At 72.1% G+C, this 15,424-nt stretch carries 13 protein-coding genes; 7 read left to right on the top strand and 6 right to left on the bottom strand.

The genetic code is table 11. The annotated features are described in order from the left end of the window. Positions 1-26: 26 nt before the first annotated feature. Positions 27-1,508 carry a carboxylesterase/lipase family protein gene (locus tag IF88_RS0130050; RefSeq protein ID WP_051837796.1) on the top strand — a complete coding sequence of 494 codons (1,482 nt, stop codon included), beginning with the start codon at positions 27-29 and terminating at the stop codon, positions 1,506-1,508. Here IF88_RS0130050 and IF88_RS0130045 read toward each other — a convergent pair. Then, on the bottom strand, positions 1,486-2,778 hold the full coding sequence (locus tag IF88_RS0130045; RefSeq protein ID WP_078893228.1) for an alpha/beta hydrolase: 1,293 nt from the start codon (positions 2,776-2,778) through the stop codon (positions 1,486-1,488). The genes IF88_RS0130050 and IF88_RS0130045 overlap by 23 nt on opposite strands. A 265-nt stretch (positions 2,779-3,043) precedes the next feature. Between IF88_RS0130045 and IF88_RS0130040 the strand changes: the two genes are divergently transcribed. Continuing rightward, positions 3,044-4,072 carry a TolB family protein gene (locus IF88_RS0130040; protein ID WP_030719389.1) on the top strand — a complete coding sequence of 343 codons (1,029 nt, stop codon included), beginning with the start codon at positions 3,044-3,046 and terminating at the stop codon, positions 4,070-4,072. 97 nt (positions 4,073-4,169) lie between these two features. Here IF88_RS0130040 and IF88_RS0130035 read toward each other — a convergent pair whose 3' ends face one another. Continuing rightward, positions 4,170-4,856 (bottom strand): GNAT family N-acetyltransferase, encoded by a 687-nt coding sequence (locus IF88_RS0130035; protein ID WP_030719388.1) that lies wholly within the window; start codon positions 4,854-4,856, stop codon positions 4,170-4,172. 140 nt (positions 4,857-4,996) lie between these two features. Here IF88_RS0130035 and IF88_RS0130030 point away from each other — a divergent pair, with 140 nt between their 5' ends. Continuing rightward, positions 4,997-5,797 (top strand): alpha/beta fold hydrolase, encoded by an 801-nt coding sequence (locus tag IF88_RS0130030; protein WP_030719385.1) that lies wholly within the window; start codon positions 4,997-4,999, stop codon positions 5,795-5,797. A gap of 99 nt (positions 5,798-5,896) precedes the next feature. Then, positions 5,897-6,565 (top strand): (2Fe-2S)-binding protein, encoded by a 669-nt coding sequence (locus IF88_RS0130025; protein ID WP_030719375.1) that lies wholly within the window; start codon positions 5,897-5,899, stop codon positions 6,563-6,565. A 79-nt stretch (positions 6,566-6,644) separates the two neighbouring features. Here IF88_RS0130025 and IF88_RS0130020 read toward each other — a convergent pair whose 3' ends face one another. Together IF88_RS0130020 and IF88_RS0130015 are read right to left on the bottom strand one after the other, a co-directional pair. Further along, positions 6,645-8,420: a S8 family serine peptidase gene (locus tag IF88_RS0130020; protein WP_030719372.1), complete on the bottom strand. Its 1,776-nt coding sequence runs from the start codon at positions 8,418-8,420 to the stop codon at positions 6,645-6,647. A gap of 265 nt (positions 8,421-8,685) precedes the next feature. Beyond that, the gene (locus tag IF88_RS0130015) at positions 8,686-10,092 is read right to left on the bottom strand and encodes a cation:dicarboxylate symporter family transporter (RefSeq protein WP_051837795.1); all 1,407 of its coding nucleotides are present in this window, start codon (positions 10,090-10,092) and stop codon (positions 8,686-8,688) included. Positions 10,093-10,248: 156 nt separating this feature from the next. Between IF88_RS0130015 and IF88_RS0130010 the strand changes: the two genes are divergently transcribed. After that, positions 10,249-11,856: a sensor histidine kinase gene (locus IF88_RS0130010; RefSeq protein WP_078893234.1), complete on the top strand. Its 1,608-nt coding sequence runs from the start codon at positions 10,249-10,251 to the stop codon at positions 11,854-11,856. After that, positions 11,853-12,554, top strand: a complete 702-nt coding sequence (locus IF88_RS0130005) for a response regulator (RefSeq protein ID WP_030719363.1) — start codon at positions 11,853-11,855, stop codon at positions 12,552-12,554. Before IF88_RS0130010 ends, IF88_RS0130005 begins: the two co-directional genes overlap by 4 nt. On the opposite strand, the gene melC2 is transcribed toward IF88_RS0130005, so the two are convergent. Further along, on the bottom strand, positions 12,512-13,357 hold the full coding sequence (gene melC2, locus IF88_RS0130000; RefSeq protein ID WP_030719360.1) for a tyrosinase MelC2: 846 nt from the start codon (positions 13,355-13,357) through the stop codon (positions 12,512-12,514). The two genes, IF88_RS0130005 and melC2, sit on opposite strands and share 43 nt — an antisense overlap. Continuing rightward, positions 13,354-13,743 (bottom strand): apotyrosinase chaperone MelC1, encoded by a 390-nt coding sequence (melC1, locus tag IF88_RS0129995; protein ID WP_030719357.1) that lies wholly within the window; start codon positions 13,741-13,743, stop codon positions 13,354-13,356. The genes melC2 and melC1 overlap by 4 nt, the downstream gene beginning before the upstream one ends. A gap of 287 nt (positions 13,744-14,030) precedes the next feature. Between melC1 and IF88_RS0129990 the strand changes: the two genes are divergently transcribed. Further along, positions 14,031-15,422, top strand: a complete 1,392-nt coding sequence (locus IF88_RS0129990; protein WP_030719354.1) for a glutamate decarboxylase — start codon at positions 14,031-14,033, stop codon at positions 15,420-15,422. The last annotated feature ends 2 nt before the right edge of the window (positions 15,423-15,424 follow it).

The raw sequence follows: 15,424 nt of genomic DNA, 5'->3' as shown, positions 1-15,424 counted from the left end.
CCGGCACCAGGATTCAGGAGGACGGGATGAGCGCAGTGGGCGACGCCGGAGCCGCAGTCGGCGGCCGGCCGAGGGTCAGGACCGCGGCCGGCGTGGTCGAGGGCCGGACCGGGGCCGACGGGACCGCCGTCTTCCGCGGCATCCCGTACGCCGCCCCGCCCGTCGGTCCCCTCCGCTTCGCGGCGCCCCGGCCCCCGGCCGCCTGGGACGGCGTGCGCGACGCCTCCGCCTTCGGCCCCACCGCGCCCAAGGTGCCCTACCCGGACACGTTCGCGGCCCTGCTGCCCGACCCCGAGATCCCCGGGGACGACTGCCTCAGCGTGAACGTGTGGGCCCCCGATCCGGCGCCCGGGGCCCGGCTGCCCGTCATGGTGTGGATCCACGGCGGCGCGCACACCCGCGGCTCCTCGGCCGTCCCCGTGTACGACGGCTCGGCCTTCGCCCGCGACGGGGTCGTGCTCGTCTCGTGCAACTTCCGCCTCGGCGTCCTCGGCTACGGCCTCTTCCCCGACGCCCCCGCCAACCGCGGCCTGCTCGACCAGATCGCCGCCCTGGAATGGGTCCGCGACAACATCGAGGCCTTCGGCGGTGACCCCGCCCGCGTCACCCTCTTCGGCGAATCCGCCGGAGCCATCAGCATCGGCGCCCTCCTGGCCGCGCCGCGCGCCGCCGGGCTCTTCGCCCGGGCCGTTCTGCAGAGCGGAGCCCCCGAGGTCCTGCCGCGCGACAAGGTGCGCACCATGGTCCGGCGCATGGCCTCACTGCTCAAGGTGGACGCCACCGCCGAGGCCTTCACGGCCACCGCCCTGCCCACCCTGCTCGCCGCCCAGGCGGCCGTGCTGCGCCGCTCCGGCCCGCTCCTCGGCGGGCCCGCCTTCGGCCTGGTCGCCGATGCCGCCACGGTCCCCGGCGACCCCCTCGACGCCCTGGCCGGGTCCGCCGTCTCCGGCGACGTGCCCCTGCTCCTCGGATGGACCAGCGACGAGTACCGGCTCTGGCTCGCCCCCACCGGCGGGATGCGGCTGCTCGACCGGATGGGCCCGCTCGCCGTGGCGCTGGCCCGGGCCCGCGCCGGCAAGGAGCGGGCCGACGTACGGGCGCTGCGCACCGCCCGGCCCGGGGTGGGTCCGGCCGAGCTCGTCGGCCAGCTGCTCACCGACCGGCTGCTGCGCGACCCGCTGCGCAGGCTCGCCGGGGCGCGGCGGGCGGCCCCGAGCTATCTGTACGAGTTCGGCTGGCCCTCCGGCGTCCCGGGGCTCGGCGCCTGCCACGCCCTGGAGATCGGCTTCGTGTTCGACACGCTCGCGGCGCCGGAGGCCTCCTGGCTGGCCGGGCCGGACGCCCCGCAGGCGCTGGCCGACGAGATGCACGCGGCCTGGGTGCGGTTCGCGGTGACGGGCGACCCGGGCTGGGCGGCCTGGGACGGCAACGGCCCGCCGAAGCTGTTCGGCGGGCCGGAACTCGATCGTGCGGGGGCGCCGGTGGTTATTCGACGGGTCCTTCCATGACCTTGCTGATGTACTGGACCGGCCCCTCACCCATGTTGGGGACGTAGGTCTTGGCGTTGTGCTGGCCGCCCTTGATGACCCTCAACTCGGCGTGTACGGGCCCCTTGTTGCCGTAGGTGGCGATGAACTTCTGCACGTCCGGCAGGGTCTTCTTGTTGTTCTCGCTGTCGCCGACCTGGAAGGCCAGGTAGACGTCCGGACCCTTGCTGTCGATGAGCTGCTTCGCCAGCACCTCCGGGTTGTTCTCGGTCTTCTCCTTGTCGTGGCCCTTCCACAGGGAGGAGTCCGGGACGATGTCCGGGCCGGAGGCGATCACGGCCTTGAACTTGTCCGGGTGCTTCAGCACGGCCTTCAGACCCGCGAACCCGCCGGTCGAGGAACCCATGAACGCCCAGCCGTCTCGGGATTTGACGGTGCGGAAGTTCGCCTTCATCAGGTCCGGGACGTCCTCGGTCAGCCAGGTGCCCATCTTGGGCTGGCCGGGTATGTCGGAGCCGTCCCAGTAGATGCCCTTGTCGTCCGGCGCCGGGTTGAGGACCGGCATGGCCAGGATGAAGGGCTTGCTCTTCCCCTCGGCGTACCACTTGCTGATGCTGGTCTGCAGACCGAGGTCGGTGCCCATCCAGTAGTTGCTGGGGTAACCGGCACCGCCCGGCAGGGCGATCATGACCGGGAAGCCGCTCTTGGCGAACTTCGGGTCGTTGTACTCCTTGGGCGCCCAGACCCAGACCTTGCCCTTGAAGCCGGACTTCTTGCCGTCCAGCGTGGTGACGGCCACGTGGGTCCCGTCGGGCAGGGTCATCGAGTTCTTGAAGTCGGCGGCCGGACCCGTCGGCATCAGCATCTTGGAGTTCGCCGCCTGCTGCGGCGCCTCGGTCTTCTTGCCCCCGCCCGCGGACGGCTGCCCGAAGGACACGGCCGAGCCCTTGTCGGTGAAGGGGGGTATCTCGTAGTGGTTCATCACGAGCGCGGATATGCCCGCGAGCGCGAGGACGCTGGCGCCCGCGATCAGCCAGCGCCGGCCCCGGGACTTACGGCGCGGGGGCTCCGGCTGCTCCTGGTAGTCGTGGTGGTCCTGCGGCTCGTACTCGTACTGCGGCTGCTGCCCGTACGGAGGCTGCGGCCGGCCGGGGGGCTGCTGCTGCCCGCCCCCGGACCCGTACGACTGCTGTCCGTACGGCTGGCCGTACTGGTCGCCGTAGGGCGGCTGCGGGCCTTGCCCTTGCGGCCGGTACGGCTGGTACTGCTGCCCGTCGGGTGCGTACGACATGTGCGGTGGCTCTCCGGCTGGTGCTGCCCCAGAGGGGCGGGATGGTCTGGAAGCTGGATCCTTCCGTTCGAAGGATGAACGAAAGCATGTCAGGGTTCCGCATTTTTCCTTCTCTTGGGGTGCCCTGGGGGAGGTCATTGCCTGCTGTCCGTACGACACATGGAGTTCTCCCACCCGCCGCCGTACGTCCCTGGCTCATGCAGGGGCCGCTGGGTATGGTGCCCCCGCCCAAGCCCCCGGACCCCACCCCGCCCGGAGCCGCTCCATGACCTTCCAGCGTCGGATCCTGCTGTTCGCGACCGCGGTGCTCCTGCTCGCCGCCGTCGGCGTGCTCGCCGTCCTGCGGGCATCCTCCCGGGCCGAGGAGAATGACCACGCCCGGGCGGGCGGCCCGCGGATCTCGGCGGGCGCGGTCTCGCTGGCCCCGGGCGAGGGCGGCCGGCGGATCGTGTTCCGGAACATGGCCTGGGGCCCGCACCGCGACGAGCTCGCCACCGTCCCGGCCGGCGCGCCCGGTGGAGACCGCACCGCGTCCGGGGTGAGCTGCCTGCGCTTCCACGCGGCCGGCGGCACCGGGGTCTGCCTCCAGGCGGACCGGAGCGGGGTCCAGGACGGCTACAAGGCCGTGGTCCTCGACGCCCGCCTGAAAGTGGTGTCGGCGCATCCGCTGAACGGCGTCCCCACCCGTGCCCGGGTGTCGCCGGGCGGGCACCTCGCCGCCTGGACCGTCTTCGTCGGCGGGGACTCGTACGCCGGTACGAACTTCTCGACGCGGACCTCGGTGCTCGACCTGCGCACGGGCAGGCTCGACGCCACGCTGGAGGACTTCACGATCCTCAAGGACGGCAAGCCGTACCGCAGCGCCGACGTGAATCTCTGGGGAGTGACCTTCGCGGCCGACGAGCGGACCTTCTACGCGACGCTGGGGACGGGCGGCCGGACCCACCTGGTCCGCGGGGACGTGGGCGCGCGCACGGTGACCACCCTGCGCGAGAACGTCGAGTGCCCGTCGCTGTCACCCGACGGGACCCGGGTGGTGTTCAAGAAGCGGGTGCCGGGCCTGCCGGCCGAGGCGCCGTGGCGGCTGTACGCGCTGGAGCTGGCCTCGGGCGCGGAGACCGCGCTCGGTGAGGAGCGCAGCGTGGACGACCAGGTGGTGTGGACCGACGACCGGACCGTCGTCTACGCCCTGCCGGGGGACTTCGGCGCCGACCTGTACTCCGTACCGGCCGACGGGAGCGGGGCCCCCGCCCGGCTCATGGACTCGGCCCTCGCCCCGGCCTTCCTCGGATGAGGAGGCCGCGGCGAGGCCCGGGAACGCCCGCCCCCACGACCGGCCGGTGGCAGGCCGGGGCCGGGGCAGGACCGTTTTTCCGTTTGTCTGTTTCCGGCTAGGCCGGGACGAGCGTCTTGCGGCGCCGCTTGCGCTGCGCGCCGGCCGACAGCCTCAGCTCGATGATCGACCGCACGGCCGGCCACTCCTCGTCGAGGATCGAGTAGAAGGCGGTACTGCGGACGGCGCCGTCCAGTCCCCGCGAATGGGCCCGGCGGACCCCCTCGCAGGTGAAGCCGAGACGTTCCATCGCGGCTCGCGACCGGCCGTTGCGCGCATCGGCGCGCAGCGAGATGCGCCGCACACCCCAGGTCTCGAAGGCATGGCGGAGCATGAGCAGCTTCGCCTCGGTGTTGATGCCGGTTCCCTGGGCGGCGGGGGACAGCCAGGTATTGCCGATCTCGGCGGCATCGGGGATCGCCGTCGCCGGATCGCCGAACGGGACGCCCGGCACGGCGGGCCACACCAGTGGCCCCTGCCAGTAGTCGAGTTCCAGGAACCTGGTCGAACCGACGACACGCCCGTCAGTGGCTCTGACGATGGCGAAGGGGAGCGATCGACCCGCCGCCTGATCGGCGAGGGCACGGTCGATGTACTCGTGGGACGCCTGCACCCCATGGGGTACGGGGGTGAAGGCGTAAGTCGTACGATCCTCGGCCCCGGCCACGGCCAGAGCCTCGGTGTGGCGGGGGGCGAGGGGCTCGAGCCGCACGGTGCGGCCCGCGAGGTGTACGGGTACGGGCACGGAGCCTTCGGTCCTTCTGGGCGGTGGGGTGGTTGCACAGTCTGCGTCCATGACGTCGCCCCCCGTGCAAAACACGAGTGAAAGGCAACCGGCTGTCAGGTGAACGCGAGTGGCTCAATGTAGCCCCTTAATGTCCTCTCATGAACCCCCAATTTGGCAATGGCGTGACGCTGGTTTTCGAGGACTTGGGTCCCCGCGCCGGAGCGCCCGTAATCCTGATCCACGGACATCCCTTCAACCGCACGATGTGGGCCCCCCAGACGGCCGCGCTCACGGCCGCCGGATACCGTGTCATCACCCCTGACCTGCGGGGATACGGGGAAAGCCCGGTCGTGCCGGGCAAGGCCCTGCTCGCCGATCTCGCCGATGATCTCGCCTCCCTCCTCGCCCGCCTGGGCATCGAACAGGTGGTCGTCGGTGGTGTGTCCATGGGCGGTCAGATCGCGATGGAGCTCCGGCTGCGCCACCCGGGTCTGGTACGGGCCCTGGTGCTCTCCGACACCTCGCCGGTCCCGGAGACGGACGAGGGCGCGAAGCTGCGCCGGGAGACGGCCGAACGGCTGATCGCCGAGGGCATGCGACCGTACGCCGAGGAGGTCATGGACAAGATGCTGGCGCCCTACAACGTGACCGGCATGCCCGAGGCAGCCGCAGGGGTGAGCGCCATGATGTGCACGACCGACCCGCAGGGCGCGGCCGCCGCCCTGCGCGGCCGCGCCGAGCGCCCCGACTACCGGCCCGTGCTCGCCGAGACCGCCGAGCCCTGCCTGGTGGTGGTCGGCGCGGACGACGTCTACACCCCGGTCGCCGAGGCCGAGGCGCTGCACGCGCTGCTGCCGAACGCGGTGCTCACCGTCATCGAGGGAGCCGGTCACCTGCCCGGTGTGGAGCAGCCGGAGGCCTTCAACCGGGCGCTGCTGGAGTTCCTCGCCGGGCTCTGAGCCGGCCCCGCCCGGCCGCCCCGTACGCGGCCGGGCGGGGCCCCGCGCGGCCCCGCCCGGCCGTGGGACCCGCGGGCCGCGCCTGAGATCATTGCGGGCATGGACGACGTACTGGGGCGACTGGCCGCCGTGGGGCCCTTCTTCACCGTCCCGTACGGCGCGGAACCGCCCGGGCCCGGCTTCCGGCCGCTGACGGCGCTGTACGGGGAGCGGCTGGGGCCGTACGTGGCCGAGGTGGGCCGGCGGATCGGCAGCGGCCCCGGGCGGGTGGCCGCCTCGACCGCCCAGCTCGGGATCGCCTCCCGGCTGTGGTCGCTCGGGCTGGGCTGCGCGGCACTGGCCGGGCGGGTGCCCGACCTGGCCGCAGACCGGGTGTGGTGGCGGCTGCCGGACGCGGGCTCGCTGGAGCTGTGGCTGCCCGAGCCCGCGGACCTGCCGACCGAGACGCTCGGCGAGAGCGTCCTGGGGAACCTGGCCGTGCTCGACGCGGGCCTGCGGGAGCGGTTCGGGGTCTCGCAGAAGGTCCTGCGGGGGAACGCGGCGTCCGGGCTGGTCGGGGCGCTGCGGGTGCTGATCGACCGGGTGCCGGGCGCCGCGGCCGTGGAACTGGCGAGCGCCCTGCTGACCGAGGGCGGCGCCCTGGCGGGGACCGGCACCTTCATCCACGAGGAGGGCCTCGGAGTGGCCTTCGTACGGCGTAGCTGCTGCCTGTACTACCGGGTGCCCGGCGGCGGGCTCTGCGGGGACTGCGTGCTGCGGACCAGGTGAAACGGCGAAGGGCCGGCGGGGAGCACGTGCTCCCCGCCGGCCCGGTGCGCTGGCTGGCTACGGACTGACCGCCGGCTGACTAGAAGGTCAGGTTCCAGGAGTCGATCTTGCCGGTGTCGCCGCCGGCGTTGTCGTTCACACGGAGCTTCCAGGTGCCGTTCGCGACCTCGGAGGAGGCGTTGACGCTGAAGACCTGGCTGATGTTGTCCGTGCTGCCGCCGGCCCGGTTGTGGACCGTGTAGACGGTGCCGTCCGGAGCCACCAGGTCGACCTTGAGGTCACCGATGTAGGTGTGCACGATGTTCACGCCCACCTTGAGGGTGGCCGGCGCGTTGCCGGTCACCCCGCTGACGGTGATCGGGCTCTCCACGGTGGTGTTGTCGCCGATGGCGAAGTCACCGAGGTTCTCGAAGTACTTGCCGGGCGGCGGGGTGGAGCCGACCGCCTTGAGAGCGTCGACCTGGCCCTCGCCGAAGAAGCCGTTCTTCGCCGTGGTCCCCTTGCAGCGGCTGTCCGACGGGCAGGCGACGTCGTTGGCCTGGGTGGCCAGCTTGTCGCGCAGCTGCGCCGGGGTGATGCCCGGGTTGGTGCTGGCCAGCAGGGCCGCCACGCCGGTGACGTGCGGGGACGCCATCGACGTGCCGCTCATGCTGCCGTACTTGCCGCCCGGCAGGGTGCTGTAGATGCCGGTGACGTCGCCGCCGGGGGCCGTGACGTCGACGACGTTCAGGCCGTAGTTGGAGTACGAGGCCTTCGCGGTGGTGCCCATCGCCGAGACCGTGACCACGCCCGGGAGTTCGGTCGGGATGTCCAGGCAGGCGTTGGTGATGGTGCGGGTGACCGGCGTCGAGTCGTTCGGGGACTCGGTGTCGGTCGTCTTGTTGGCCAGGTCGATGTTGGAGTTGCCGGCCGCCGCGACCTGCAGCGAGCCCTTGCCCTCGGCGTACTCCTGGGCGCGCTTGACGCCCTCGATGATCGCGGCCTGGTCGGCGTTGTCCGGGCAGTTGAACTGCCACGGGTCCGTGTAGTAGCTGTTGTTGGTGACCTTGAAGCCGTGGTCACCGGCCCACATGAAGCCGCAGACCGTGTTCTCGGCGAAGAAGAGCGAGGAGCCGGGCTCGGCGATGCGCACCGAGGAGATCTTCACGCCCGGGGCCACGCCGATGACGCCCTTGCCGTTCTTGGCGGCAGCGACCGTACCGGCCACGTGCGTGCCGTGGGTGCCGACGTCCCGCCAGGCGCCCGAACGGGTGTCCGGCTTGCCGTAGGCGCAGGACGCGGAGTCCGCCGCGTTGAAGTTCGGCGCCAGGTCCTGGTGCTGGTCGTCCACACCGGTGTCCAGGATGCCGACCTTGACGGAGGCGGAGCCGGTGGTGACGGCCCAGGCCTGGTCGGCCTTGATCTGCGTCATGTCGGCGCGGACCGGCTCGCCCGAAGGCGTCGTGGACTGCGCCGGGTTGGCGGGCAGTGCCGGGTTGTAGGCGTCCGCGGGGACGTCCGAGGTGCGGGTGGCGCCGACCTGCTGGACGCCGCTGACACCGCGCATGGTGGTGGCGAAGGTGCCGGACGCGGAGTGGGCGACGATCACGCCGATCGCGTCGTAGTACTGGAACACCGTGCCGCCGTTGGCGGTGACGGCGGCACGCACCGCCGTGGTGTCACCGGGGGCGGTGATCACGAGGTAGGCACGGGTGCCGGCAACCCAGGTCGCACTCTGGGAAGTCGGGGCCGCGGCCTTGGGTGCCGCCGCCGCGGGGGCGGAGGCGGGGGAGCCGGAGGGAGAGACGGGGGCGGTGCCGGCGAGCGCGGCGGGTGCCCCGAACGCGAGTGCCGCGCCGAGCGTGGCGGCCAGCACGAGGGTACGTCGAGGTCGGCTGGATATGTGGGGTATCAATGCGTCCTCCGAAGACCCGGTGGTCAGGCCGGGTCGAACGAAACAAGTGGTGGACGCAAGATGTCATGCACGCGGCCGGTTACGGAAGTACCTTTTACAGCCGGGGGGTTCGGTTATCGGTGGCCGAATACCGACTATGGGTGCAAGTGCGGAGAATCCGGCGGGCCGGCCGGGCTGGGCACCGTGGGGGCGAGCCCTGCCCGGCCGGCCCGTGCGGGCGGACCGGCTAGACCGGTACGCCGTCCTTGGGGCCGTGCGACGGAGCCGGCATGGCGGTCGGCGCCGTGTCCGGCCCGGCCGGTTCCGTCCCGGGGTGCTGCGTCCCGGCCGGCTCCGCCGCGTGTACGTCGTCGACCAGCGTGGTCTCGTCGAACGGCAGCCGGCCCGCGAGGACTTCGGCGGCCCGCGCGTGGTCGAACTCCTTCGTCCACGTCCCGATGAGCACCGTCGCGACCGCGTTGCCCGCGAAGTTGGTCAGGGCCCGGGCCTCGCTCATGAACCGGTCGATGCCCACGATCAGGCCGACCCCGTCCACCAGTTCCGGCCGGTGCGACTGGAGTCCGCCGGCGAGGGTGGCCAGGCCCGCGCCGGTCACCCCGGCCGCGCCCTTCGAGGCGATGATCATGAACAGCAGCAGCGAGATCTGCTCGCCCAGGGCGAGCGGTTTGCCCATCGCCTCGGCGACGAACAGCGAGGACATCGTCAGATAGATCGCGGTCCCGTCCAGGTTGAAGGAGTACCCGGTCGGCACGGTGATCCCGGTGACCGGCCGCGACACCCCCAGGTGCTCCATCTTCGCGATCAGCCGCGGCAGCGCCGACTCCGACGAGGAGGTCGAGAGGATCAGCAGGAACTCCCGGCCCAGATAGCGCAGCAGCGCGAAGACGCTGACCCCCGTGCACACCCGCAGCAGGGTGCCCAGGACCACGAACACGAAGAGCAGACAGGTCGTGTAGAAGCCGATCATGATGACGGCGAGGGACTTCAGCGCGTCGATGCCGGTGGCCCCGACCACCGCCGCGATCGCCCCGAAGGCGCCCACCGGGGCCGCCCACATGATCATCGCGAGGATCCGGAACACCAGCTTCTGGATGTGTCCGATGCCCCGCAGCACCGGCTCTCCCGCCGCGCCCATCGCCTGCAGCGCGAACCCGCAGAGCAGCGCCACCAGCAGTGTCTGGAGCACCTCGCCCCCGGTGAAGGCGGACACCAGCGTGGTCGGGATGATCCCGAGCAGGAACTCCGGCGTGCTCTCGGCCCCGCCCGCCTTGGCCTGCGCCTCGCCCGCGCTGCGCGCCGCCTCGGTCAGGTGCAGCCCGCTGCCGGGCTCCAGCAGGTTGCCCACCAGCAGGCCGATGGCGAGCGCCACCGTGGACATGACCATGAAGTAGCCGAGGGCGAGACCGCCCACGGCGCCCACCTTGGCGGCCTTGCGGACGGACCCGATGCCCAGCACGATCGTGCAGAAGATCACCGGCGAGATCATCATCTTGATGAGGTTGACGAAGCCGGTGCCCAGTGGCTTGAGCTCCACGGCGACGCCGGGCGCGGCGAAGCCGACGGCGATGCCGAGCAGCACCGCGCCGATCACCGCGATGTAGAGATAGTGCGTTCTGTCGCGTCTGGCGGCCACGATGCCTCCCGGTGGTGATTGCGTTCGGGGAGACCATCGCCCAGGGCTGTGACCCCGGTCACCCTTGCGTTCATTGAGTTCACGACCCGGTGCACACTGAGCGCCATGTTCCGCTTCCCCCGACCCCCGCGCAGCCTCGCCGGCCAGCTCTTCGCCATGCAGGTCCTGCTGGTCGCGCTGGTCGTCGCGGGCTGCGCCGTCTACGCGTACGCCACCGCCCGGGGCCAGGCCGAGGAGGCCGCCCGGCGGCAGGCCGGCGCCGTGGCCCACGCGGTCGCCGACTCACCCTCCGTACGCGAGGCCGTACGGGGAGCGGCCCGCGGGAGCGATCCGTCGGTCGAGCTGCAGCCCTACGCCCAGAAGGTCCGCGCGGACTCCGGGGTGGACTTCGTGACGATCATGGCCCCCGACGGGCGGCGCTGGACCCACCCCGACCCGCGCCGGATCGGCGAGCCCTTCATGGGCAACACCGCTCCCGCGCTGCGCGGCGAGACCTTCAGCGAGACCTACACGGGCACCCTCGGCCCCTCCATCCGCGTCGTCACCCCGCTGGAGGACGACGGCCGGATCGTCGGCATGGTCAGCGCCGGGATCACCGTCCGCGCGATCAGCGACCGGCTCGGGGCGCAGCTCTCCGCGCTCGCCTGGGTCGCGGCCGCCGCCCTCGCCCTCGGCGGGGTCGGCACGTACGTCGTCAACGCGCGGCTGCGCCGCCACACTCATGGCATGAACGCGGCCGAGCTCAGCCGGATGTACGACTACCACCAGGCGGCCCTGCACGGGGTCCGCGAGGGGCTGCTCATGCTCGACGGGCAGCGCAGGATCACCCTGATCAACGACGCCGGGCGGGAACTGCTGGGCCTGCCCGGCGGCGAGATCACCGGCACCGGGGTCGCCGACCTCGGCCTGCCGGCCCCCCTCACCGGAGCCCTGCTCGCCGACCGGCCCCGGGTGGACGAGGTGCACCTGACCGCGGACCGGGTACTGGTCGTCAACAGCTCTCCGGTGGCGGGCGGCGGCCGCCGGGGCACCGTGGTCACCTTGCGGGACCACACGGAACTGCAGGTGCTGACCGGCGAGCTGGACCACGAGCGGGGTTTCACGCAGGCCCTGCGCTCCCAGGCCCACGAGGCGGCCAACCGGCTGCACACCGTGGTCTCCCTCATCGAACTCGGCCGCGCGGACGAGGCGGTCGACTTCGCGACCGCCGAACTGGAACTGGCCCAGGCCCTCACCGACGAGGTGGTCACCGCGGTCGGCGAGCCGGTGCTGGTGGCGCTGCTGCTGGGCAAGGCCGCGCAGGCGCACGAGCGGGGCGTGGAGCTGGTCGTCACCGCGGACAGCCGCAGCCTCGCGGACGGGGGTGGGCTGCCGCCGGCCCGTGACCTGGTCACGGTGCTGGGCAACCTCATCGACAACGCGGTCGACGCCGTGACCGCCGTACCGGGCGCACGGATCGCGGTGACGCTGCGGCCGGAACGGGACGAGCTGCTGCTGCGGGTCGCGGACAACGGACCCGGGCTGCCCGAGGGGGTGGACGTCTTCCGCCGGGGCTGGTCCGGCAAGGGCGAGGGGCGCGGCCTCGGTCTCGCCCTGGTCCAGCAGGTGGCCCAGCGCTACGGCGGCACGGTGACCGCCGCGCAGGGCCCGGGCGGCGGGGCGGAGTTCACGGTCCGGCTGCCGGTCCCGCAGGGGGCCGAGCCCGATCAGGCCGTGTCCCCGCGGGGCGCCGCGGCGGATCCGGCCGCGGGGGGCCCGCGGTGAGCGCGGGCGACGTACGCGTCCTGGTGGTCGAGGACGACCCGGTCGCCGCCGACGCGCACGCGCTCTACGTGGGCCGGGTGCCCGGCTTCAGCGCCGTGGGAGCCGTCCACTCCCTCGCCGAGGCCACCCGGGTCCTGGAGCGGACCCGCGTCGACCTGCTGCTGCTCGACCTCGGTCTGCCCGACGGGCACGGCCTGCGCTACGCACGCGGGCTGCGCGCCGCCGGACATCCCGTCGACGTGATCGTGGTGACCTCCGCACGGGACCTGGCCGTGGTGCGCGAGAGCGTCTCCCTCGGCGTGGTCCAGTACGTGCTGAAGCCGTTCGCCTTCCCCACGCTGCGCGAACGGCTCCTGCGCTACGCCGAGTTCCGCGCGACCGCGGGCGAGGCCGCCGGCCAGGACGACGTGGACCGGGCGATGGCCGCCCTGCGCGCACCCCGCCCGGCCGAGCTGCCCAAGGGGCTGAGCGCGCCGACCCTGGACCGGGTCGCCGCGCTGCTGCGGTCGGCGCCCGAGGGGCTGACCGCGGCGGGGGCGGCCGAGGCGGCCGGGATCTCCCGGATCACCGCACGCCGCTACCTGGAGCACCTGGTGGACACCGGCCGCGCGGACCGCACCCCCCGGTACGGCCAGGTCGGCCGCCCCGAACTGCACTACCGCTGGCTGGCGGCGGCCGGTTCGGTGTCGAAGGTGTAGAACTTCCGGTGGTCCAGCATGTCGGCCGGGGTCACGTCGTTCCACGGCCGCATCGTGTCGTTCAGGTCCACGACGTTCGCCGTGCCGGCGGCCGGCAGGTAGGTGGACTGCGGGTGGCGCGCCTGCCAGTCGGCCCACAGCTTGTCGATGAAGGCGTGGTGCATCCAGAACACCGGGTCGTTCGGGGAGACCCCGGTGGACATCTGGCCCCCGACCCACACGTGCACCCGGTTGTGCAGGTTGGCGCCGCGCCAACCTTCGAGGTGGTTGCGGAAGCCGCTGGACGAGCTGTTCCAGGGGGCCGCGTCGTACACCGGCATGGCGAGCACTGCGTCCACCTCGGCCTTGGTCGGCAGCTGGGCGACGCCTTCGCCGAGCGTGCGGCGCAGGTAGGCGCGGCCGTCCACCCGTACGTTCACGTTCCACTTGCCCGTGGAGTAGGCGAAGGGGCCGTCGAGGACCTGTCCGTCGCGGGCCCGTCCGGTGCCGCCGAGGAAGTCGGGGGCCCAGAGCGAGGAGCGGGAGGTGCGGTCCACGGTCCAGTCCCAGTAGGGAAGCGAGACGTTCGCGTCCACTTTCTGCAGCGCCGCCTCGAATTCCAGCAGGAACCGGCGGTGCCAGGGCAGGAACGAGGGGGAGCGGTGGCCGACCCGGTCTCCCGAGTCGGTGTCGCTCATGATGAAGCCGTTGTGGGTGGTGACGAAGCGGTCGTAGGTGCCGGTGCGCTTGAGCTCCAGCAGGGCCGAGGTGAAGGCGCGCTTCTCGTCGGCGGTCAGCGTGGCCTGGTTCTTGCGGACGGTCATGCCGCACCACCGAAGGGGGCGAGGGCGGAGCCCTGGAGGTCGCGCACGGCGGCGCGGGCGAGCAGGGTCGGGTCGGCGAACGTCTCGTAGTGGTTGATCACGCTGATCCAGGTTCCGTCGGCGTTGCGCATCACGTGCAGTTCGCGGCCGTCTATTCGTACGGTGGGCTGGCCGGGGGAGTGGTGGCCGCCGTGGTGGCCGCCCTCGCCCGGGGTGATCTGGATGCGGCGGCCCTTGTAGACCTCGTCGACCGTGCCCGGGGGTGTGGACGCGGTGGGGGTCGCGGAGGCGCTTGTGGCGACGCTCGCGGCTGCGGCGGTCAGGCCAAGCACGGTGAGTGCACCGGCAGTTGTACCCAAGGCCTGACGGCGGGTGATCTTGTTCATGGCAAGAGAGGTATCAGGGCCGGACGAACGGCGGACCGCTATCCGGACATGGGTGGATATGTTGCGCATAGAACAAGTTGGATGATCTTCCCGTCCGGACCGGCTCCTGGGGTCCGGACGGGAAGATCTGCGGAAGTGAGTCTACTGGACAGTAATTTCTTCGGACTGCCGGTGCTCGTATGTGGAGGGTCACACCGCAGAGTCGGCCGGAAGCGGAGCGTCATCCACCCTCCGCGTCGCTTCGGTCTCATCCCGGATTGAGAGATTTTGTCGCCTATAGTCCCGATATGGCTCTTCATGAGACGAAGGACGCACGCTCCTCTGACGCCGAGACGGACGTGTTCGCGTCCGCGCTGAGCGGCGAGGTCCTCCCCAAGTACCGGATGCCCGAGGAACACTCGCCCACCGAGGTCGTCTACGAACTGCTCCGCAACGAACTCCTCCTGGACGGCAACGCCGCCCAGAACCTGGCCACCTTCTGCACCACCTGGTCGGACGAGGGCGTCCACCGCCTGATGAACGACTGCCTCGACAAGAACATGATCGACAAGGACGAGTACCCGCAGACCGCCGAGATCGAGTCCCGCTGCGTCAACATCCTGGCCGACCTGTGGAACGCCCCCGCCGGCGCCACCGCCACCGGCTGCTCCACCACCGGCTCCAGCGAGGCCGCCATGCTCGGCGGCCTCGCCCTCAAATGGCGCTGGCGCGAACGCCGCCGCGCCGCGGGCCTCCCCACGGACCGCCCGAACCTCGTGTGCGGCCCCGTCCAGGTCTGCTGGGAGAAGTTCGCCCGCTACTTCGACGTCGAGCTGCGCCAGGTCCCCCTGGAGCCCGGCGCCAACGGCCTGGTGCCCCATCAGCTCGCCGCGTACGTCGACGAGAACACCATCGGCGTCGTCGCCATCCTGGGCGTCACCTACACCTGCGTCTACGAGCCCGTCGCCGAGATCGCCGCCGAACTCGACCGGATCCAGGCCGAGAGCGGCTGGGACGTCCCCATCCACGTGGATGGCGCCAGCGGCGGCTTCGTCGCGCCCTTCCTCCACCCCGACGTGGTCTGGGACTTCCGGCTGCCGCGCGTCGCCTCCGTGAACACCTCCGGCCACAAGTACGGGCTCACGCCCCTCGGAGTCGGCTGGATCGTCTGGCGCACCGCCGACCTGCTGCCCGCGGACCTCGTCTTCGACGTGGACTACCTCGGCGGCGACATGCCGACCTTCGCCCTGAACTTCTCCCGCCCCGGCGGCGAGATCATCGCCCAGTACTACCTCTTCCTGCGCCTGGGCCGGGGCGGCTACCGACGCGTCCAGCAGGCCTGCGCCCAGACCGCCCAGTACCTGGCCGGGGAGATCGCCGCGATGGGCCCCTTCACCCTCCTCTACAACGGCGAGGGCGGCCTGCCGGCCGTCTCGTACAAGCTCACCGACCCGGAGACGGCCGGCTTCACCCTCTACGACCTCTCCGACCGGCTGCGCATGAGGGGCTGGCAGGTGCCCTCGTACCCGCTGCCCGCCGACCGGGAGGACACGGTCATCCAGCGCGTCCTCGTCCGCCACGGCGTGACCCGGGACCAGATCGCCCTGCTCGTCGCCGACCTGCGCCGGTCCGTGGAGCACCTGACGGCCTCACCCCCGCCCGTACCCGGCAAGGCGCCCCGTTCCGGGTTCCACCACTAGCC

Source organism: Streptomyces sp. NRRL F-2580 (assembly GCF_000720115.1).
Classification (GTDB): Bacteria; Actinomycetota; Actinomycetes; order Streptomycetales; family Streptomycetaceae; genus Streptomyces.
This window is presented reverse-complemented; position numbering and strand designations above follow the sequence as displayed.